General features: G+C 65.5%; 16 protein-coding genes and 1 pseudogene. 7 read left to right on the top strand and 10 right to left on the bottom strand.

The window, feature by feature from the left end:
• Positions 1–89 precede the first annotated feature (89 nt).
• Positions 90–374 (top strand): annotated as a pseudogene (locus A6723_RS07035) (phasin family protein); the annotation flags it as partial.
• A gap of 10 nt (positions 375–384) precedes the next feature.
• Positions 385–1,323 (top strand): phasin family protein, encoded by a 939-nt coding sequence (locus A6723_RS07030; protein WP_054907856.1) that lies wholly within the window; start codon positions 385–387, stop codon positions 1,321–1,323.
• Positions 1,324–1,401: 78 nt separating this feature from the next.
• On the opposite strand, the gene A6723_RS07025 is transcribed toward A6723_RS07030, so the two are convergent.
• The 10 genes from A6723_RS07025 to A6723_RS06980 all read right to left on the bottom strand — a co-directional run bounded on the left by A6723_RS07025 (position 1,402) and on the right by A6723_RS06980 (position 14,995).
• Entirely contained in the window at positions 1,402–2,016 is a 615-nt protein-coding gene (locus A6723_RS07025; RefSeq protein WP_024766499.1) for a TetR/AcrR family transcriptional regulator, read from the bottom strand.
• A 233-nt stretch (positions 2,017–2,249) separates the two neighbouring features.
• Positions 2,250–3,932 carry a class II poly(R)-hydroxyalkanoic acid synthase gene (gene phaC / locus A6723_RS07020; protein WP_054907857.1) on the bottom strand — a complete coding sequence of 561 codons (1,683 nt, stop codon included), beginning with the start codon at positions 3,930–3,932 and terminating at the stop codon, positions 2,250–2,252.
• A gap of 331 nt (positions 3,933–4,263) precedes the next feature.
• Positions 4,264–5,268 carry a poly(3-hydroxyalkanoate) depolymerase gene (gene phaZ / locus A6723_RS07015; protein ID WP_226045854.1) on the bottom strand — a complete coding sequence of 335 codons (1,005 nt, stop codon included), beginning with the start codon at positions 5,266–5,268 and terminating at the stop codon, positions 4,264–4,266.
• Positions 5,265–6,944: a class II poly(R)-hydroxyalkanoic acid synthase gene (gene phaC / locus A6723_RS07010; protein ID WP_054907858.1), complete on the bottom strand. Its 1,680-nt coding sequence runs from the start codon at positions 6,942–6,944 to the stop codon at positions 5,265–5,267. Before phaC (A6723_RS07010) ends, phaZ begins: the two co-directional genes overlap by 4 nt.
• A 520-nt stretch (positions 6,945–7,464) precedes the next feature.
• Positions 7,465–7,836, bottom strand: coding sequence for a gamma-butyrobetaine hydroxylase-like domain-containing protein (locus A6723_RS07005; RefSeq protein ID WP_054907859.1), 372 nt, complete (start codon positions 7,834–7,836; stop codon positions 7,465–7,467).
• 93 nt (positions 7,837–7,929) lie between these two features.
• Entirely contained in the window at positions 7,930–9,270 is a 1,341-nt protein-coding gene (hslU, locus tag A6723_RS07000) for an ATP-dependent protease ATPase subunit HslU (protein ID WP_024766504.1), read from the bottom strand.
• 28 nt (positions 9,271–9,298) lie between these two features.
• Positions 9,299–9,835, bottom strand: coding sequence for an ATP-dependent protease subunit HslV (hslV, locus tag A6723_RS06995; protein ID WP_024766505.1), 537 nt, complete (start codon positions 9,833–9,835; stop codon positions 9,299–9,301).
• 134 nt (positions 9,836–9,969) lie between these two features.
• The gene (locus tag A6723_RS06990) at positions 9,970–10,782 is read right to left on the bottom strand and encodes an SPOR domain-containing protein (protein ID WP_054907860.1); all 813 of its coding nucleotides are present in this window, start codon (positions 10,780–10,782) and stop codon (positions 9,970–9,972) included.
• 6 nt (positions 10,783–10,788) lie between these two features.
• Positions 10,789–12,528, bottom strand: coding sequence for an arginine--tRNA ligase (gene argS, locus A6723_RS06985; protein ID WP_054907861.1), 1,740 nt, complete (start codon positions 12,526–12,528; stop codon positions 10,789–10,791).
• A gap of 205 nt (positions 12,529–12,733) precedes the next feature.
• Positions 12,734–14,995: a primosomal protein N' gene (locus A6723_RS06980; RefSeq protein ID WP_139092921.1), complete on the bottom strand. Its 2,262-nt coding sequence runs from the start codon at positions 14,993–14,995 to the stop codon at positions 12,734–12,736.
• A 175-nt stretch (positions 14,996–15,170) separates the two neighbouring features.
• On the opposite strand from A6723_RS06980, the gene rpmE reads away from it, so the two are divergent.
• From rpmE to A6723_RS06955, 5 genes are all read left to right on the top strand, one after another.
• Positions 15,171–15,386 carry a 50S ribosomal protein L31 gene (gene rpmE / locus A6723_RS06975; RefSeq protein WP_024766509.1) on the top strand — a complete coding sequence of 72 codons (216 nt, stop codon included), beginning with the start codon at positions 15,171–15,173 and terminating at the stop codon, positions 15,384–15,386.
• Positions 15,387–15,461: 75 nt separating this feature from the next.
• The gene (locus tag A6723_RS06970) at positions 15,462–16,214 is read left to right on the top strand and encodes a thermonuclease family protein (protein ID WP_371914045.1); all 753 of its coding nucleotides are present in this window, start codon (positions 15,462–15,464) and stop codon (positions 16,212–16,214) included.
• A complete protein-coding gene (locus A6723_RS06965) occupies positions 16,211–17,662 on the top strand; it encodes a M48 family metalloprotease (RefSeq protein WP_054907864.1) in 1,452 nt (483 codons plus the stop codon). Before A6723_RS06970 ends, A6723_RS06965 begins: the two co-directional genes overlap by 4 nt.
• A 103-nt stretch (positions 17,663–17,765) precedes the next feature.
• Positions 17,766–19,034, top strand: coding sequence for a malic enzyme-like NAD(P)-binding protein (locus A6723_RS06960; protein WP_024766512.1), 1,269 nt, complete (start codon positions 17,766–17,768; stop codon positions 19,032–19,034).
• Positions 19,035–19,214: 180 nt separating this feature from the next.
• The coding region (locus A6723_RS06955) for a phosphatidic acid phosphatase (protein ID WP_064979592.1) at positions 19,215–19,753 on the top strand (539 nt) is incomplete at its 3' end.

The raw sequence follows: 19,753 nt of genomic DNA, 5'->3' as shown, positions 1-19,753 counted from the left end.
ATCAATCTACGCCCGCGCAAGCGCTTGGGCTGGAAGACGCCGTACGAAGTGCATACAGGGGTGAGCGTTGCACTTATGTGTTGAATTCAGGCAGCGAATACTTCAAGGAACTGGTCAAGTCCGGCGAGTCCGTGGAGAAGAAAGGCCGTGACCTGGTGAGCACCCAGATCGACGCCGCCAACGACAGCGTCAAGGGTCGCCTGCACAGCGTCAAAGCCAAGCTCAACTTCGACAGGATCGAGGAAGCGTTCGATGCGCGTGTCGCCTCCGCCCTCAATCGAATCGGAATTCCCTCCAGGCGTGATGTGGAGGCGCTCTCTGCTAAGCTGGATGAGCTGAGCGCAGTGCTCGAGCGTGTCGCGAGAACCCAATAAGGAGAGCAGGATGGCTGGCAAAAAAACTACCGATAAAAAAGAGTCCAGTTGGATCGGCGAGATCGAGAAATACTCGCGGCAGATCTGGCTGGCTGGCTTGGGGGCCTACTCGAAGGTCAGCAAGGACGGCAGCAAGGTGTTCGAGACCCTGGTCAAGGACGGCGAGAAGGCTGAGAAACTGGCCAAGACCGAAGTCGAGGGTGCGGTGAAGACTTCCACCCGTTCCGCGAAGGCGCGCGTCGATGCCGTCAAGGGCGCCGCGATCGGCAAGTGGGGCGAGCTGGAAGAGGCCTTCGACAAGCGCCTGAACAGCGCGATTTCGCGCCTGGGCGTACCGAGCAGCCGTGAAGTGAAGGACCTGCACAGCAAGGTCGACAGCCTCACCAAGCAGATCGAGAAACTCACCGGCGTCAGCGTCAAGACCGCCAAACCGGCCGCCAAGGCCGCCGCCAAACCCGCAGCGAAAGCAGCCGCCAAACCGGCCGCGAAACCCGCTGTGAAGACCGCCGCGTCCAAGCCGGCGGCCAAGGCTGCCGCGAAGCCTGCTGCCAAACCGGCCGCCAAGCCCGCCGCGAAAACCGCTGCGAAGCCGGCTGCCAAGGCTGCCGCCAAACCCGCTGCCAAGCCTGCCGCAAAACCGGCTGCCAAGGCCGCGGCCAAGCCTGCTGCCAAGCCCGCTGCTGCGAAAGCCGCAGCGAAGCCGGCAGCCAAGCCCGCGGCGAAACCGGCTGCTGCCGCCAAGCCTGCCGCTGCGAAACCTGCAGCCAAGCCGGCCGCGGCGAAGAAGCCCGCCGTGAAGAAACCCGCTGCACCCAAGGCCGCCGCCAAGCCGGCTGCTCCGAAGCCGGCAACCGCTCCGGCCGCCACCCCGGCACCGTCGGCCCCTGCCGCCGCGCCGGCCGTGACGCCGTCCGCTGCCGCTCCGGCGACGCCGTCGTCCCAGGCCTGATCGGTCTGCTGCAACACCCACGCCCGGCCTCGTGCCGGGCGTTTTCATTCTCCCAAGGGAAAAGCTTGCGGGGAAAATTCAGGGGGCGAGGTAGCGCTTGGCGAGGCGCTCGGCGATCAGCTGCGAGTCGGGGCGCAGGTGCGGCGCCACCAGCATCATCACCTGGAACACCACGTGGCGGACATCGCCCTCGTGGCCGAGGATGCGCTGGTAATCCAGCGAGAACAGCAGTGTCAGGGTGATCTGCTCGACCAGTTGGCCGAGGGCCTCGGTATCGCTGAGCAGTTCGTCCTGCGCCTTGAGTTGCGCCAGCAGGGTGGCCAGTGTGCGCTTGAGCTGGTTGAGCCAGGCGCGCATGCCGCGGGCCAGTTTGGGCAGCTTTCCGGAGAGGTTGGAGAGGTCCTGGAAGAGGAAGCGGTAGTGCGCCAGGCGCTCGACGATCAGGTGCAGGAACAGCCAGTAGTCTTCGGCACCCAGCCGCACGTCCTCGGGCGGGTCGAGCAGCGGCGCCAGTTCGTCCTGGAAGCGCTCGAACAGCGCCAGCACCAGCGGCTCCTTGCCGTGGAAGTGGTAATAGAGATTGCCGGGGCTGATGCCCAGTTCGGTGGCGATCTCCAGGGTTGAAACGTTGGGCTCGCCCTGCTCGTTGAACAGCTGCAGGGCGCATTCGAGAATCCGGTCGCGCGTTTTCATCCGTGTTCTTGTTCCAACTGCAGTGGGGCCGACGATAGCTTCGATTAGCGGCGGCCCGCAATTGCCGGCACACCAACTTTCGGGGTGTTGACTGACTTGTAGGATCGAACTGGCTCGCGAACCTCGTCGGGCGCACGCGGCATCAGGCAATTCGCGAGCAAGCTCGCTCCTACGGAAGCAGTACAGTGCCAGTGGTGCGGACGGGGCGGGCAACCCGTATCGGGTTGCCGCGATCAGCGCACGTGCACGTAGGTCCCCGGCGCGGCCTCCTTGGGCGGGTGTTCGGCGTTGCCCAGCTCGAAGCTCACCGGGCGGCGCTCGCCCGAGCGCTGCTGGATCCACTCCAGCCACAGCGGCCACCAGCTGCCTTCCTGGCGTTTGGTGTCGTAGTACCAGGCGCGCGGGTCGGAGCTGATCTTGCCGTTCTCGAAATAGCAGGCCTTGGGGTTGCCGGGCGGGTTGAGGATGCTCTGGATATGCCCGCTGTTGGAGAGCACGAAACGGCTGTCGCCGCCCAGCAGTTGAGCCGAGCGATACACCGCGTCCCACGGGGTGATGTGGTCGGTGATGCCGGCGACGTGGAAGTTGTCCACCGCCACTTTCTTCAGGTCGATGGCGCTGCCGTTGACCTCCATGGCGCCGGGGCGAGCCAGCGGGTTGTGCTTGAAGAAGTCGAGGAAGTCCCCGTGCAGTGCGGCGGGCAGGCGGGTGTTGTCGTTGTTCCAGTAGAGGATGTCGAAGGCTGGCGGCTGCTTGCCCAGCAGGTAGTTGTTGACCCAGTAGTTCCAGATCAGGTCGTTGGGCCGCATCCAGGCGAATACCTTGGCCATGTCACGGCCGTCCAGAACGCCGTGCTGGTAGGAGCGGCGCTTGCTGCTCTCCAGGGTCTGTTCGTCGGCGAACAGCGCGGCGGGCGTTTCCACCTGGCTGTCCAGCAGGCTGACCAGGTAGGTCGCGCTGGCAATCTTGCGCAGTTGTCGGCGCGCCTGCAGGTGGCCCTGCAGGGCCGCGATGGTCAGGCCGCCGGAGCAGGCGCCCATCAGGTTCACGCTGCGGCTGCCGCTGATGGAACGGCACGCCTCGATGGCTTCATCCAGCGCCGTGACGTAGGTCGACAGCCCCCATTCGCGGTGACGCGCATCGGGGTTGCGCCAGCTGACCATGAATACCTGGAGGTTATTTTTCAGGGCGTACTGGACGAAGCTCTTCTCCGGCGACAAGTCGAAGATGTAGAACTTGTTGATCTGCGGCGGCACGATCAGCAGCGGCTTGGCATGCAGGTGTTCGCCCATCGGCTTGTACTGGATCAGCTCCAGCACTTCGTTGCGGAACACCACGGCACCGTGCGTGGTGGCCAGGTTCTGGCCGATCTCGAAGGCGCTGCGGTTGACCTGGCTGGGCATGCCGCCGTTGTGCATCAGGTCGTCCAGCAGATGCTGCACGCCCTTGAGGACGCTCTGGCCGCCGGTATTGAACAGCTCCTTCACCGCCAGGGGGTTGAGCAGCGTGTTGGACGGCGAGGCGGCGTCGGACAGGATCGACAGCAGGAACCGGGCGCGGGCGCGGTCGTCGGGCTTCAGGTCGCTCTCGTCGACCCATGCGAGCAACTGCTTCTGCCAGGCCAGGTAGGCCTGCACGGTACGCCGGTAAAGCGGGTTCAGCCGCCAGGATGGGTCCTGGAAGCGCGCGTCCTGCGGGTTGGGTTGCAGCGGCGAGTCGCCGATCAGCACCTTGCCCACTTGCTTGCCGAACGCCGCCAGGTGCTTCGCCGAATGCATCGGCTGGCGCACGCCCTGCAGCGCCAGCATGCGCAGGGTGGACAGCATGTCCTTGCCGCGCAGGCCGACCATCGCGCTCTGCGCATTCATGTATTGGGTGGGAACGGGGACGCTACCAGGCTCAGCTTTCTCTCGCATGAACAGCACTCCGTAAAGGGTCCGACCTGCCAAAGGCGAAGCAAGGGCTGTACCGGACTCGCGAGGAGCCCGTTCCAGACGCTTGTCGCCGGTTCGAGGGATGTGCACGGGTATCGACGCGAGAGGAAACTGCCCGAAAACAGGGCAGCGGATCAGCAGTCGGGTTGCCCTGCGGACACCGGTGAGGGTGGCCGCAGCGCTGTCCCGATTCAGGCGCTACGTGTCGATACCCGTGAACACGCCTGTTTGTTGTTCGGCTCTTTAAAAAAAGTGCCTGCGCAGCGATCGGTCAAGGCAGGATGACCTCGAACTATGACGAAGCTGTGATGCGTCAGCTGGCCTTGGGAGTGAATGGCCGGGGGTGGATGACGGCGCGCTGCCGTTCCTCCTGGAGGAACTTCATGATGATCGGCGCCACGGTTTCCGCGCGGGTCACCAGGAACAGGTGGCCGTCGTCGATCACGTGGAGCTCGGCGTTGGGGATGCGCCAGGCCAGCATGCGCATGTTGATCAGCGGGATGATCGGGTCGTCGTCGCCGGCGAGGATCAGCGTCGGCTGACGGATCTTGTGCAGCCAGTGGATGCTGGTCCAGCCGAGGCCGGCGAACAGCTGCCAGTAGTAGCCCATCTTGCCGGACGAGCGGACCTTGCTGGCGAAGGCCATGGCCAGCTTGGGATCGCGGCGGAAGGCGCCGCCGTAGATGTCCGGCGCGATGTGCACACCGTAGGACGGCTGGATGTAGCGCCGCGGGCTGGCCATGCGCCAGAGCACCTTGGGCTTGCCCGGCACCATCACCGCGCCAGCGGCAGTGGCGGCGAGGATCAGCTTCTTGCAGCGCTCGGGATAGTCATGGGCGAACTGCTGCGCCAGGGCGCCGCCCCAGGACACGCCGATGGCGGTCACCTGGCCGTAATCCAGGTAATCGAGCATCCGCGCGGCCAGCTTGGCCAGGCCGGGGAAACGGTACGGCGTGCTGGGCGTGGACGAGCCGCCGACGCCGGGTACGTCGAAGGCGATCACCTCCAGGTCCGGGTCCAGCGCGGCGACGAAGGGGAACACCAGTTCGAGGTTGGCGCCGATGCCGTTGAAGATCAGCAGCGGCGTCATGTGTTTCTTGCCCGGGCGCACGGCGGTGCGGATGGTCTGCCCGTCGAGCTCGATGGTGCGGAACTCGAAGGGCTGCGCCGCCGGCGCCTTGCTCGGCAGGATCTCCTCGCCGCTGCGTTTGCTGCGTGCGCGCCGGCTCGTCGGCGCGGCCACTTCCACGGCCGTCGACGATTCTGGGGAGTTGGCGTCGTCCACGGCGCCGGCTTGCGGGAGGAGTTCTGTTTTCATCGTTCGTGTACGTAGGTTCCGGGGGAGGCTTCGCCAGCCGGGTGGGCCTTGTTGCCCAGGACGGACGGTGCCTTTTTCAGCTTGCCTGCGCGCTCGGCCAGCCATTGTTGCCAGTGCAGCCACCAGGAGTCGGCGTGCTTGCTGGAGTTTTCCTGCCAGGTCTTGGAGTCGACGGAGAGGTCAGGGCCGGTCATGAAGCGTGCCTTGGGGTTGCCCGGCGGGTTGAGGATGCTCTGGATGTGCCCGCTGTTGGACAGGATGAATTCGCACTTGCCGCCCAGCAGGCGGGCGGAGCGGTAGCAGGCCTCCCACGGCGTGATGTGGTCGGACAGGCCGGCCACGCAGTAGAAATCGCAGGTGACCTGCTTGAGGTCGATCGGCGTGCCGGAGACTTCCAGCGCGCCGGGTCGGGTCAGCGGGTTGGTCTTGAACATCTCCACCAGCTCGCCGTGCAGCGCGGCCGGCAGGCGCGTGGTGTCGTTGTTCCAGAACAGGATGTCGAAGGCCGGCGGCTCGTTGCCCAGCAGGTAGTTGTTGACCCAGTAGTTCCAGATCAGGTCGTTGGGGCGCATCCAGGCGAACACCTTGGCCATGTCCTTGCCTTCCAGCACACCGGACTGGTACGAGCGGCGCTTGGCGGCTTCCAGGGTCTTCTCGTCAGCGAACAGGGCGACCTGGGTGTCCAGCTCGAAGTCGAGCACGCTGACCATCTGGGTAAAGGCGTGCACCTTGTTCTCGCCCAGCGCCGCGTAGTGGCCCAGCAGGGTGACGGTGGTGATGCCGCCGGAGCAGGCCCCGAGCATGTTCAGGTCCTTGCTGCCGGTGATCTTCAGCACCACGTCGATGGCTTCCTTCAGCGCCTCGATGTAGGTGGTCAGGCCCCACTCGCGCTGCGCCTTGGTCGGGTTGCGCCAGCTGACGATGAAGGTCTGGATCTGGTTGCGCAGGCTGAAGCGCGCCAGGCTCTTCTCCGGCGACAGGTCGAAGACGTAGAACTTGTTGATCTGCGGCGGCACCACCAGCAGGGGGCGCTCGTGCACGCTCTCGGTGATCGGCTTGTACTGGATCAGCTCCAGCACGTCGTTGCGGAACACCACGGCGCCTTCGGTCACGGCCAGGTTCTTGCCGACCTCGAAGGCATCCATGTTCACCTGGCTGGGCATGCCGCCATTGTTCACCAGGTCCTTGGCCAGGTGGGTGAGACCGTCGAGCAGGCTCTTGCCGCCAGTCTCGAAGAAGCGCTTGACCGCTGCCGGGTTGGACAGCGTGTTGGTCGGTGCCATGGCCTCGGTCATCAGGTTGATGACGAACTGGCCGCGGCTGATGTCCTGGGGCGACAGGTCGCTCTCGCCCATCCAGGTGTGCAGCTCCTTGCGCCAGGCCAGGTAGGTCTGCAGGTAGCGGCGATAGAGCGGGTTCTGGCTCCAGGCCGGGTCGTTGAAACGGCGGTCGTCGTCCGACGGCTTCAGTTCGGACTTGCCGAGCAGCACGTTCTTCAGCTCGAGGCCGAAGTGGGTCACATGCTTGGCGCTGTGGAAGGGCTGCTTGATCGCTTGCAGCAGCACCATGCGGGCAGAGGTGAGCAGATCCTTGCCGCGAATCCCGATCACCGGGTTCAGGGCAAGTGTGTTTTCCGCGGCTTGCTGGGGTAGATCGCTGTTGTTCTTCTGGGTCATCGGCGACGCTCCATTGTCCTGAGACGCATACTGGCGGGGCTCACCTTCGTGACATGAGGCCAAGTACTGCTCGGGGTTGCGGAACGTGGAGACAGCTCCACGCGATTCATCTACTTGGCGGCATCACTGGAAGTTCAGGAGACCACGCTCTGTGCACTGTAACTCCGTACATTGCACTGCCTTGGTTACCCGAGTTTCCTTCGCCGCGCAAGCTGGTGCAGCGTGGGCCTTCTCCTCGGAGTATGTCGGGAAAAGTTAGAAAACGCGCCCTAGAGCGGGGGCATCTCGCCAACTCCCTGACGGCGGCCACGCGAACAGCAGTCTGCCGGAGGAATGTTGCAAATGGCGTGCCCTGGGCGATTGCCCGACGAAGGTTGGTGCGAAGAATGGAGCGGGAGCGGGGCGAACGACCTATCGGAGCGAACTTGCTCGCGAACCGATTCCGCAGCAGGGCAATTCGCGAGCAAGGACCAGGCGTCCCCCTCGCTCCTGCAGGCAACAATGTGCGATGGCGGGAGCCTTACAGCATCAGCTTGACCACGGACTCCGACGGGTCGCGCGACTTGCCGGCCTTCTCCAGTTGCGCCAGGTAGTCGGCCCACATCTCGTCGTGGCGCACGCATAGCTCGTACAGGTAATCCCAGGTGAACAGGCCGCTGTCGTGGCCGTCATCGAAGGTCAGCTTGAGTGCGTACTGCCCGGCAGGCTCCAGGTTGCTCAGGCCGACATTCAGCTTGCCCACCTGCAGCACCGGGTTGCCGTGGCCCTGTACCTCCGCCGACGGCGAGTGCACACGCAGGAACTCGGCAGGCAGGTCGTAGGACTGGTCGCCATAGGTCAGCGAGAGCTTCTTCGAGGCCTTGTGCAGCTTGATGGCAGTTGGGATGCGCATGGACGGCTCCTGGACGGCGATATCGGCATTGTAGCGCCGGCGGAAAACCAACGGGGCGCCCTGAGGCGCCCCGTCGCTGTGGCGTCGATCCGCTTACAGGATGTAGCGCGACAGGTCTTCGTCCTGGGCCAGTTCGCCCAGGTGGCCGTTGACGTAGGCCGCGTCGATCACGATGGCCTTGCCGCTGTGCTCGCTGGCCAGGTCCGCGGCATCGAACGACACCTCCTCGAGCAGACGTTCGAGCAGGGTGTGCAGGCGGCGCGCACCGATGTTCTCGGTCTTCTCGTTGACCTGGAAGGCGATCTCCGCGAGGCGCTTGATGCCGTCGGCGGCGAACTCGATGTCCAGGCCCTCGGTCTTCAGCAGCGCGGTGTACTGCTCGGTCAGCGACGCGTGCGGCTCGCTGAGGATGCGCTCGAAGTCGCTCGGGCTCAGGGCTTTCAGTTCGACGCGGATCGGCAGGCGGCCCTGCAGTTCCGGCACCAGGTCGCTGGGCTTGGAGAGGTGGAACGCGCCCGAGGCGATGAACAGGATGTGGTCGGTCTTCACCATGCCCAGCTTGGTGTTCACGGTGCAGCCTTCGATCAGCGGCAGCAGGTCGCGCTGTACGCCCTCGCGGGACACATCGGCGCCGCCGACGTTGCCGCGCTTGGCGATCTTGTCGATCTCGTCGATGAAGACGATGCCGTTCTGCTCCACCGCTTCCAGGGCGCGAGCCTTGAGGTCTTCTTCATTGACCAGGCGCTGCGCTTCCTCGTCGCGGATCAGCTTCATGGCCTCGGCGACCTTCAGCTTGCGGCTCTTGCGCTTGCCCTTGCCCATGTTGGAGAACAGGCTCTGCAGCTGGTTGGTCATCTCCTCCATGCCGGGCGGAGCCATGATTTCCACGCCCGAAGGAATGTCGGCGACCTCGATGTCGATTTCCTTGTCGTCCAGTTGGCCTTCGCGCAGGCGCTTGCGGAACAGCTGGCGGGTATTGGAGTCCTCGCGGGCCGGCTCGTCGCCAAAACCGGCGGTACGCGCCGGCGGCAGCAGGGCGTCGAGGATGCGCTCTTCGGCGGCGTCTTCGGCGCGGTACTTGACCTTCTGCACTTCCTGCTCGCGGAGCATCTTGATCGCGGCATCGGCGAGGTCGCGGATGATCGACTCGACGTCACGGCCGACGTAGCCGACCTCGGTGAACTTGGTCGCTTCCACCTTGATGAACGGCGCGTTGGCCAGCTTGGCCAGGCGACGGGCGATCTCGGTCTTGCCGACGCCGGTCGGGCCGATCATCAGGATGTTCTTCGGCGTCACTTCGGCGCGCAGTTCGGTCGGCAGCTGCATGCGCCGCCAGCGGTTGCGCAGGGCGATGGCGACGGCGCGCTTGGCGTCGTCCTGGCCGATGATGTGGCGGTTGAGTTCGTGGACGATCTCGCGGGGAGTCATGGACATTTGACGGGCTACTCCGGAACGACAGCGCTTAGATGGCGCTGTCGAGCTCCTCAAGGGTCAGATTCTGGTTGGTGAACACGCAGATCGAGCCGGCGATGTTCAGGGCGGTCTCGGCGATCTCGCGGGCGCTCATCTCGTCGTTGGCTTTCTGCAGCAGCGCCATGGCGGCCGCCTGGGCGAAGCCGCCACCGGAGCCCATGGCAATCAGGCCATGCTCGGGTTCGACCACGTCACCGTTGCCGGTGATGATCAGGGATGCGTCCTTGTTGGCCACGGCCAGCATGGCTTCCAGGCGGCTCAGGGAGCGGTCGGTACGCCAGTCCTTGGCCAGCTCGACGGCAGCGCGCACCAGGTGGCCCTGGTGTTTTTCCAGCTGCTGCTCGAAGCGTTCGAAGAGGGTGAAGGCATCGGCGGTGGCGCCGGCGAAGCCGGCCAGTACTTCACCGTGGTACAGGCGGCGGACTTTCTTCGCGTTGCCTTTCATCACGGTGTTGCCCAGGGAAACCTGGCCGTCGCCGCCCATGACGACTTTGCCGTTACGGCGGACAGATACGATGGTGGTCAAGGGTCTTACTCCACACTAGCGGGGCGATGTGCCCGAATGCAGAGTCAGATGGGGACTCGGTCGGCGGGGTTCAAGTCCTGCACCGGACGAGCAGTGCGCATTTCTCGCGCCACTCGTCGGTGCGGGCCTTGGAATCAGCGGGTCTGGCGCTGCTGTAACAGCAGGTTGCTGAAGCCGTTGCCGGCCAGTTGCTTCTGCGCGGCGGAGGCCTTGGCGCGGTCGCCGTAGGGGCCGACCATGACGCGGTACCAGGTTTCGTCGCGTACCGTGCCGGACTCCACGCGGGCGTTCTGGCCCATCATGATGATCTGTGCGCGCAGGTGGTCGGCGTCGGTCTGCTTACGGAAAGAGCCGGCCTGCAGGTAGTACTGCGTGGCGGCCACGGCCGGCGGCGGTGTCGGCTTGGCTGGCGCCGTATCGCTGGCCGGAGCCTGCGGCAGCGCCTGCTTCTGCGCGGTCGCGACCTGGGTCGCTGGCGGCGTGGCGGGGGTTGCCGGCTTGACCACTGCGGGCGGTGGCGGAGTCTGGCCGCTCAGGGCGGTCAGGGCACGCTGGGTGTCGATCTTCTCGGCTTCTTCCTTGGTGGCGACCACGGTCGGCGGCGGAGTCGGCTTGGCCGGTGGCGGCACGGCCTCTGGCGGCACGGCGACTTCCGAGCCCGGCAGCAGGGTGTAGAAGTCGTACTTGGGCTTCACCCCGGTCGGCGCGGCCGGCTGTTGCGGTTGCACAGTGCCGGAGGGCTTGTTGGAACCGACTACGGCCTTGGGCGCCTCCGCCTTCTCGCGTTTGACGTCGTTGCGACCCGGCTCCAGCTTCATCAGGAACATGATGAAGCCGCCGATGGCCAGGCCGGCCACCAGCCATACCCAGCCGGGGACCGAACTCTTCTTGGCCGGGGCCTGGTAGCGGCTGGCGCCGCGCTTGGGAGCGGGTTTCTTCTTCGCCATGGGTGCTTACATGCGCTCCAGGGTTTCCAGGCCCAGCAACTCCAGGCCCTGCTTGAGGGTACGGCCGGTCAGCGCGGCAAGGCGCAGGCGGCTTTCCTGTTGCGCCGGGTCTTCGGCGGTGAGGATCGGGCAGTGCTCGTAGAAGCTGGAGAACAGGCCGGCCAGCTCGTACAGGTAGGCGCAGAGGATGTGCGGCACACCCTTGATCGCCACGTTGTTGAGCAGGTCGGTGAACTGCGCCAACTGAGCGGCCAGGGCGATTTCCTGCGGTTGCTGCAGGACGATCTTGCCACCCACTTCGTCATAACCCTTGCCCAGCTTGCGGAAGATGCTCGCCACGCGGGTGTACGCATACAGCAGGTACGGCGCGGTGTTGCCCTCGAAGCTCAGCATCAGGTCGAAGTTGAAGCTGTAGTCGCTGGTGCGGTGCTTGGACAGGTCGGCGTATTTCACCGCACCGATGCCAACGGCGTGGGCGATCTGGCGCAGGTCCTGCTCGCTGAAGTCGGGGTTCTTGGCCTTCACCAGGGTGTAGGCGCGCTCCTCGGCTTCGATCAGCAGGTCGATCAGCTTCACGGTGCCGCCGTCGCGGGTCTTGAACGGCTTGCCGTCGGCGCCGTTCATGGTGCCGAAGCCCATGTGCTCCAGGTCCATGCTGGCCGGGACGAAGCCGGCGCGGCGGGCGACTTCGAACACCTGCTGGAAGTGCAGGGCCTGGCGCTGGTCGACGAAGTACAGCACGCGGTCGGCGTGCAGCACCTTGTGGCGGTAGCGCATGGCAGCCAGGTCGGTGGTGGCATAGAGGTAGCCGCCGCCGGCCTTCTGCACGATCACCGGCAGCGGCTCGCCTTCGGCGTTCTTGAACTCGTCGAGGAACACGCACAGGGCGCCGTCGCTCTCGACCAGCAGGCCCTTGGCGGTCAGGTCGGCGACCACTTGCGCAAGGTCGTCGTTGTAGGCGCTCTCGCCCTTCACGTCGGCCATGGTCAGCTTCACGCCCAGCAGGTCGTAGACCTTCTGGCAGTGCGACAGGGAAATGTCGTTGAAGCGGGTCCACAGGGCCATGCACTTGGGATCGTTGGCCTGCAGTTTCACCACCAGCTCACGGGCGCGGTTGGCGAACTCGGGGGACTCGTCGAAGCGTTGCTTGGCCGCGCGGTAGAAGACTTCCAGGTCGTGCAGTTCGGCCTGGGCGTCCACCGGTTGTTCTTCCAGGTAGGCCAGCAGCATGCCGAACTGGGTACCCCAGTCGCCCACGTGGTTCTGGCGGATTACCGTGTCGCCGAGGAACTCCAGCACGCGGCTGACGCCGTCGCCGATGATGGTCGAGCGCAGGTGGCCGACGTGCATTTCCTTCGCCAGGTTCGGCGAGGACAGGTCCACCACCACGCGCTGCGCGGGGCCGGCCTTGCGCACACCGATGCGTTCGTCGGCCAGGGCCTTGTCGAGGCTGGCGGCGAGCCAGGCCTGGTCCTGGAAGAAGTTCAGGAAGCCGGGACCGGCGATCTCAACCTTGGCCACTTCCGGGCTCTGCGGCAGCGCCGCGACCAGCTTGGTCGCCAGGTCGCGCGGCTTCATGCCGGCCGGCTTGGCCAGCATCATGGCGATGTTGCTGGCGAAGTCACCGTGGGTTCGGTCCTTGGTGTTCTCCACCTGGATGTCGGGCGTCAGGCCGGCCGGCAGGGTGCCGTCTTCGGTGAGGCTGACAAGGGCTTGCTGGATCAGGTGGCGAATCGTGTCTTTCATGGTTTTCTCCGTGCTCGCGTGCATCCGGCGCGCGCGACCGGTTATCGGGCTCAGAACCGCGCATTATCCGTGGCTGGGCATGGCTTGCCAACCGCAGAGCGCTCCGAGTTCAGTCTCGCCGCTGTGCCATCCGTCGCGGCTGATGGAAGTCAATGTAGGACGGTTCCGGCGAGGCGGACGGGTTCTTGGGAATAAAAGAGGGTCGTCAGAACAGATCGATCGGGTCGACATCCAGCGACCAGCGTACCTGGCGCCCGCTGGGCATGCCCTCTAGCGTCTGCAGCCAGGGGGTGAGAAGACGGTGCAGCGGTGCGCGAGCCGTGCTCATCAGCAGCAGCTGGGCGCGATAGCGGCCGGCGCGACGCTCCATGGGCGCCGGTACCGGGCCGAGGAGTTCCACGTCGTGGCCCAGGGCGGCCTGCAGGCGCTCGGCCTCGGCGCAGGCCTCGTCGAGGAAACCTTCGGCCTGCCCTGGCTTGTGCGCCTCGGCGCGTAGCAGCGCCAGGTGCGAGAAGGGCGGCAGGCCGGCGGAGCGGCGCTCGGTGAGGGCCTGCTCGGCGAAGGCGAAGTAACCCTGCTCGGTGAGTTGTACCAGCAGCGGGTGATCGGCCAGATGAGTCTGGATCAGCACGCGGCCCGGTTCCTCGGCGCGCCCGGCGCGGCCGGCGACCTGGACAATCTGCTGGGCCATGCGCTCGCTGGCGCGGAAGTCGGCGGAGAACAGCCCACCATCGGCATCGAGGATCGCCACCAGGGTGACCCGCGGGAAGTGGTGCCCCTTGGCGAGCATCTGCGTGCCGACCAGGATGCACGGCTCGCCCTTGTTGATGGTGGCGAACAGGTCGCGCATGGCGTGCTTGCGCGAGGTGCTGTCGCGGTCGATACGCAGCACCGGGTAGTCCGGGAAGAGAATGCGCAGGCGCTCCTCGGCGCGCTCGGTGCCGGCGCCGACCGGGCGCAGGTCCACGGTGCCGCATTTCGGGCAGTTGCGCGGCGGCCGCTCGCGGTGGTCGCAGTGGTGGCAGCGCAGTTCGCCGCTGCCCTGGTGCACGGTCATCCGCGCATCGCAGCGCGGGCACTGGCTGATCCAGCCGCAGTCGTGGCACAGCAGGGTTGGGGCGAAGCCACGGCGGTTCAGGTAGACCAGCACCTGCTGACCGGCGGCCAGGGTTTCCTTGATCGAGCGCTGCAACGGCATGGAGATGCCGGAATCCAGCGGCAGGCTCTTCACGTCCAGGCGGTGGAACTTCGGCTGGTGCGCGCCGCCGGCCCGCTGGGTCAGGCGCAGCAGGCCGTAGCGGCCGCTCTGGGCGTTGTGCAGGCTTTCCAGCGCCGGCGTGGCGGAGCCCAGCAGGATCGGCACGTTCTCCAGTCGCGCGCGCACCATGGCGAGGTCACGGGCGTGGTAGCGCAGGCCTTCCTGCTGTTTATAGGAAGCGTCGTGTTCCTCGTCGATGATGATCAGCCCCGGATTCTTCAGCGGGGTGAACAGTGCCGAGCGGGTGCCGATGATGATGTCCGCCTCGCCGTCGCGAGCCGCCAGCCAGGCGTCCAGCCGCTCCCGGTCGGTCAGCGCCGAATGCAGCAGGGCGATTCGCGCGTTGAAGCGGCGCTCGAAGCGGCTCAGGGTCTGCGGGCCGAGGTTGATCTCGGGGATCAGCACCATTGCCTGTTTGCCGGCCTCCAGGGTTTCACGGATCAGTTGCAGGTAGACCTCGGTCTTGCCGCTGCCGGTGACGCCTGCCAGGAGGAAGCTGTGGAAGCTGCCGAAGCCGGCGCGTACGGCTTCGAAGGCGGCACGTTGCTCGGCGTTGAGCGGCAGTTCCGCTTGCGCCAGCCACGGGCCATGGTGCGGTGGCACGCTGTGCTCGCGCACTTCCAGGGTGACCAGGCCTTTTTCCTGCAGCAGGTCGAGGCTGTCCTTGTTGATCTGCAACTGGCTGAGCAGGTCGTGGGCGACACCATGGGGGTGCTGCTTGAGAATCTTCAATGTCTCGCGCTGCCGCGGCGCGCGGGCCAGGCGCGGGTCTTCCTCGCGGGCGCCGGGTTCGGCGTGCCAGAAACGCTGCTGGCGTGCTTCGGCCGGATCGCCCTGGCGCAGCAGGTTGGGCAGCGCCCAGGAGAAGGTGTCGCCCAGGCTGTGCTGGTAGTACTGCGCCGTCCAGCGGCACAGCTCCAGCAGGTGCGCGGGCATCGGCGGCTCGCGGTCGAGCACGGCCAGGGCCGGGCGCAGCTTGTCCGCCGGCACGTCGGAGGTTTCCACCTGTTCCACCAGCACACCGACCATCTCCCGCCGGCCGAACGGCACGCGCAGACGCACGCCCGGCTGCAGGCGCGTTACGTCGACCCCGCGCGGAGGCAGGTAGTCGAACAGGCGGCGCAGCGGCGAGGGCAAGGCGAGACGCAGGATGGCGGGTGTGGGCACGCGACGGATTCCGGGGCGGCTGGGAGCGCTGGATGGTAGCATGGGCAATGCGACGGTCGGTCATGCCTGATCTTGCGTTGAAAGCGTTCTCTGGTATGATCCACGCCCTTAATTTCCGTGCGGTGCCCGGTAAAAGATCCCGCCCGCGGTCCTTGATGACCGTGGCTCGGCTTCTGCCAGAGACTGGGTGGCGGCACACCACTGAGAGGAAGAGACCATGAAACCGGAAATCCATCCCGCGTACGAAGACATCGAAGCCACCTGCAGCTGCGGCAACGTGATCAAAACTCGTTCGACCCTGTGCAAAGGCATCCACCTGGACGTCTGCTCCGAATGCCACCCGTTCTACACTGGCAAGCAGAAAGTCCTGGACACCGGCGGCCGTATCGATCGCTTCAACCAGCGCTTCGCCATGTTCGGCGGCAAGAAGTAAGATCGATTTCCGGAAAGAACCTTCATGGTTTTTTACGGCATCTCGAAAAAGGCGTCCCTTGTGGGCGCCTTTTTTATGGCTGTCCTTTTTTCCCTGGACGCCAGCGCCGCCGCCTGCCCGAAGCCTTCGTCAGCGGAAACGCTACGCGTGGCACGGGTGGTGGACGGTGACACGCTGAAGCTGGCCGACGGCCGCAGTGTCCGACTGATCGGCGTGAATGCGCCGGAACTGGCCCACCAAGGTCGCTCCGAAGAGCCCTTTGCCGTCGCCGCCCAGCGCCGCCTGCAGGACCTGGTGGCGGCCAATGACGGTGAAGTCGGCCTGGTTATCGGTCAGCAGGGCAAGGACAAGTACGGCCGCACGCTGGCCCACGCCTATGACGCCCGCGGCAATAACCTCGAATCCCGCCTGCTCGCCGAAGGCCTGGGCTACCTTGTAGCTATCGCCCCCAACACTGATCTCACCGCCTGCCAGCGCGCCGCCGAGCGCGAGGCGCGCAGCGCCAAGCTGGGGCTGTGGAAAAAGTCCCCGGTGCAGACGGCGCAGCAACTTCAGGACAGCGGCTTTGCGGTGGTGCGCGGTAGGGTGGAGCAGGTTCAACGCAACCGCGGCGGCCTGTGGATCGATCTCGATGGCCCGCTGGTGCTGCGTATCCAGCCGCGCCTCGTGAAGCAGTTCGACGATGCAACCCTGCGTGAGCTGAAGGGTCGACAAATAGAAGCGCGCGGCTGGGTCATCGACCGTGCCGAGCGCGGTGGAGTGAAAACCGGACAGGCGCGCTGGATGCTGCCTGTAACCGACCCGGCGATGATGGAGGTATTGCCATGAGCGTGCGCTCGTTCGGAATCCTGGTGTTGCTGGCGCTGCTGAGTGTCCTCGGCGGTTGCGCCACCAATCCGGCCACCGGCAAGTCTGACTTCGTGATGATGAGCGAGCAGAGCGAGCTGGAGATGGGCCAGAAGTACAGCCAGGAAATCGCCAAGCAATACCCGCGCTATGAGGATGCCAAGCTGCAGGCCTACGTCCAGCAGGTTGGCGAGCGGGTTGCACGCGTCGGCGACCGGCCGCAGCTGCAGTATCACTTCACGGTCATCGACACCCCTGACATCAACGCCTTCGCTCTGCCCGGCGGCTACATCTATATCCACCGCGGGCTGATGGCGTATCTGGGCTCGGAGGCAGAACTGGCCGCCGTGCTCGGCCACGAGGTCGGCCACGTGACCGCGCGGCATAGCGTCAAGCAGCAGAGCCAGTCCAGCGCCTGGAGCATCCTCGGCCAGGCCGTGGCCCTCGGCACCGGTGTCGGCGCTGCCGCCGACCTCACCAACGTGCTCGGCACCGCCTTCGTGCGTGGCTATGGCCGCGACATGGAGCTGGAGGCCGACGGCCTGGGCGCCAAGTACCTGGCCCGCGCCGGCTACGACCCGACTGCCATGATCCAGGTGGTGCGGGTGCTGAAGAACCAGGAAGACTTCGCCCGCGACGAGGCGGCGCGCAAGGGCCAGGCGGCCCAGCCGGTCGGCTACCACGGGCTGTTCGACACCCACCCGGACAACGATGAGCGCCTCAAGCAGGTCCTCGGCCCGGCCCAGGCCCTGGCCGGCAGTGGCCAGCGCGAAGTCGCTGCCGAGCGCTACCTGAAAGCCATCGACGGCATGCCCTTCGGCGATTCCGCCGCCAGCGGCGTGCGTCGCGGGCAGAGCTTCTACCACTCGGAACTGGACTTCACCCTGACCTACCCGGCCGGCTGGGGCATCCTCAACCAGCCGACCGCGCTGGTGGGCTACACCGCCGACCAGCAGGCCTATATCGGCATGAAGCTGGTACCGCGCGATGGCCAGCTGACTCCGGCGGAGTACCTGCGCAAGGGGGCTGGCGGGCGGTTATCGAACGAAGAAAGCTTCCAGCAGAACGGCCTCGACGTTGCCACTGGCGTGGTTCCCGGCAATCCGGCGCGTCGTGCGGCCGTGGTCTACCAGAAGGACCATGCCTACCTGTTCATCGGTGTGGTCAAAGGTCGCGCCTCGCTGGAGAGTGAGGACGATCACTTCATGCAGGTCATCCGCAGCTTCCGACCCATGCGTGCCGACGAGCAGAAACTCGCGCAACCGCGCCGGATCGCCGTCGTTCAGGTCAAATCCGGGCAGACTGTCGAGCAGTTCGCGAAGGCAGAAACCGGTCCGGAATCTGACTCGATAAATCGTATACGTTTATTGAATGACTTGTATCCAGCTGGTCAGCCAAAACCGGGCGACTGGCTGAAAGTCGTACGCTAGAGGTCTTGACAGCTGGGGCCTGGGCTACCTTGGCAGGTGCGGCCTTTCTGCGTATGCTCGGTCCCCCGTCTGTCCAACAAGCAACAAAAGCGGAAGTGCCCAAATGTCTGATCTCAAGACCGCTGCCCTCGAATATCACGCCCAACCCCGCCCCGGAAAACTGAGCGTCGAGCTAACCAAGCCGACCGTGACCGCCCGCGACCTGTCGCTGGCATACAGCCCGGGTGTCGCCGAGCCGGTCCGCGAAATCGCGCGTGACCCCGAGCTCGCCTTCAAGTACACCGGCAAGGGCAACCTGGTCGCGGTCATTTCCGACGGCACCGCAATCCTCGGCCTGGGCAACCTCGGCCCGCTGGCTTCCAAGCCGGTCATGGAAGGCAAGGGCGTCCTGTTCAAGCGCTTCGCCGGTGTCGACGTATTCGACATCGAAGTCGACGCCGAGAGCCCGCAGGCCTTCATCGATACCGTCAAGCGCATCTCCATCACCTTCGGCGGCATCAACCTGGAAGACATCAAGGCACCCGAGTGCTTCGAGATCGAGCGCGCCCTGATCGAACAGTGCGACATCCCGGTGTTCCACGATGACCAGCACGGTACCGCCATCGTGACCGCCGCCGGCATGCTCAACGCCCTGGAAATCGCCGGCAAGAAGCTGGAAACCGCGAAGATCGTCTGCCTCGGCGCCGGCGCTGCCGCCATCTCCTGCATGAAGCTGCTGGTGAGCATGGGCGCCAAGGTCGAGAACATCTACATGATCGACCGCCAGGGCGTGATCCACGCCGGCCGTAACGATCTGAACCAGTACAAGGCGGTGTTCGCCACCGAGACCGACAAACGCACCCTGTCCGACGCCCTGGAAGGCGCCGACGTGTTCGTTGGCCTGTCCGGCGCCAACCTGCTCAGTGCCGAAGACCTCCAGCGCATGGCGCCGAACCCGATCGTCTTCGCCTGCTCGAACCCGGACCCGGAAATCAAGCCGGAACTGGCCCACGCCACCCGCAACGACGTGATCATGGCCACCGGCCGTTCGGACTACCCGAACCAGGTCAACAACGTGCTCGGCTTCCCCTTCATCTTCCGCGGTGCCCTGGACGTGCGCGCCACCCGCATCAACGAAGAAATGAAGATCGCTGCCGCCCTGGCCCTGCGTGACCTGGCCAAGCTGCCGGTACCCAAGGACGTGTGCGACGCCTACGGCGTGACTGCCCTGGAATTCGGCCGCGAGTACATCATTCCGAAGCCGATGGACAAGCGCCTGATCACCATCGTTTCCGATGCCGTGGCCAAGGCCGCCATCGAGACCGGCGTGGCGACCCTGCCGTATCCGAAGCACTACCCGCTGCAGTCGGTGGAAGACGTCTTCAAAGGCTGATTCCGTCTGACCTGGAGAACCCCGCCTCGGCGGGGTTTTTCTTTTTCCGATGAGTGAAACGAAGAGTTACCCATTAATGACTGAAGGCAGGGGCCTTCAGAATCGTCCCGGCTATCCTTCCCTGCTCATGCATTGACGCGTCCGCTGCCCTGGAGCGGGCCGGGCGCATGGGGGAGCATCATGAATCGGACTTTGCTGGCAGTCGCCACCCTGGCGGCCAGCGCCGCGCTCATCGGTTGCGCAGGGGCACCGCAGATGAGCTGGGACCGGGTGGGGGATTCGGCGCAGCGCGCGGTCACCAGCGCCGACGTCTGGGCGCCGGTGGCTGGCGCGGCGGTGATCGCCGCAGGCAATTGGGACCACAAGTGGCAGAAGTCGGCGAGCAACCATGACTGGTTCTTCGGCGGCGACGCCAACCAGGCCGCCGACCGCATGCTCAACCTCGCCACCGGCCTGAGCGTCGTCACTGCTTTGGTGGCGTCGCCCAAGGACGTGAGCACCGAGGAGAAATGGAGTTGGCGCGGGCGCAACCTGACCTTGCTGGCGGCGGACCGCTACGCGGTGACCGGCTTCGTCGAGGAGGCCAAGGAATGGTCCGGGCGCGAGCGGCCGGACGGAATCCCCGATGACTCCTTCCCGTCCAAGCACACCGCCGTGACGGCCGTGCACAACAGCTTCACGCGCCGCAACCTGGACTATATCGACATGAAAYSYCGATA

The sequence above is a fragment of the Pseudomonas sp. AU11447 genome (assembly GCF_001672555.2).
Taxonomy (GTDB): Bacteria; Pseudomonadota; Gammaproteobacteria; order Pseudomonadales; family Pseudomonadaceae; genus Pseudomonas; species Pseudomonas nitroreducens.
The sequence above is the reverse complement of the archived record's forward strand: the minus strand, read 5'-3'. Positions and strand labels throughout refer to the sequence as shown.

Bases quoted from the DNA above. Each gene is read 5' to 3' on its own strand.
- A6723_RS06960 (WP_024766512.1), top strand. From the start codon at position 17,766: ATGTCTGATCTCAAGACCGCTGCCCTCGAATATCACGCCCAACCCCGC.
- rpmE (WP_024766509.1), top strand. From the start codon at position 15,171: ATGAAACCGGAAATCCATCCCGCGTACGAAGACATCGAAGCCACCTGC.
- argS (WP_054907861.1), bottom strand. From the start codon at position 12,528: ATGAAAGACACGATTCGCCACCTGATCCAGCAAGCCCTTGTCAGCCTC.
- A6723_RS07030 (WP_054907856.1), top strand. From the start codon at position 385: ATGGCTGGCAAAAAAACTACCGATAAAAAAGAGTCCAGTTGGATCGGC.
- A6723_RS07025 (WP_024766499.1), bottom strand. From the start codon at position 2,016: ATGAAAACGCGCGACCGGATTCTCGAATGCGCCCTGCAGCTGTTCAAC.
- phaC (WP_054907857.1), bottom strand. From the start codon at position 3,932: ATGCGAGAGAAAGCTGAGCCTGGTAGCGTCCCCGTTCCCACCCAATAC.
- A6723_RS06970 (WP_371914045.1), top strand. From the start codon at position 15,462: ATGGCTGTCCTTTTTTCCCTGGACGCCAGCGCCGCCGCCTGCCCGAAG.
- phaC (WP_054907858.1), bottom strand. From the start codon at position 6,944: ATGACCCAGAAGAACAACAGCGATCTACCCCAGCAAGCCGCGGAAAAC.
- A6723_RS06980 (WP_139092921.1), bottom strand. From the start codon at position 14,995: ATGCTACCATCCAGCGCTCCCAGCCGCCCCGGAATCCGTCGCGTGCCC.
- A6723_RS06965 (WP_054907864.1), top strand. From the start codon at position 16,211: ATGAGCGTGCGCTCGTTCGGAATCCTGGTGTTGCTGGCGCTGCTGAGT.
- A6723_RS07005 (WP_054907859.1), bottom strand. From the start codon at position 7,836: ATGCGCATCCCAACTGCCATCAAGCTGCACAAGGCCTCGAAGAAGCTC.
- A6723_RS06990 (WP_054907860.1), bottom strand. From the start codon at position 10,782: ATGGCGAAGAAGAAACCCGCTCCCAAGCGCGGCGCCAGCCGCTACCAG.
- hslU (WP_024766504.1), bottom strand. From the start codon at position 9,270: ATGTCCATGACTCCCCGCGAGATCGTCCACGAACTCAACCGCCACATC.
- phaZ (WP_226045854.1), bottom strand. From the start codon at position 5,268: ATGAAAACAGAACTCCTCCCGCAAGCCGGCGCCGTGGACGACGCCAAC.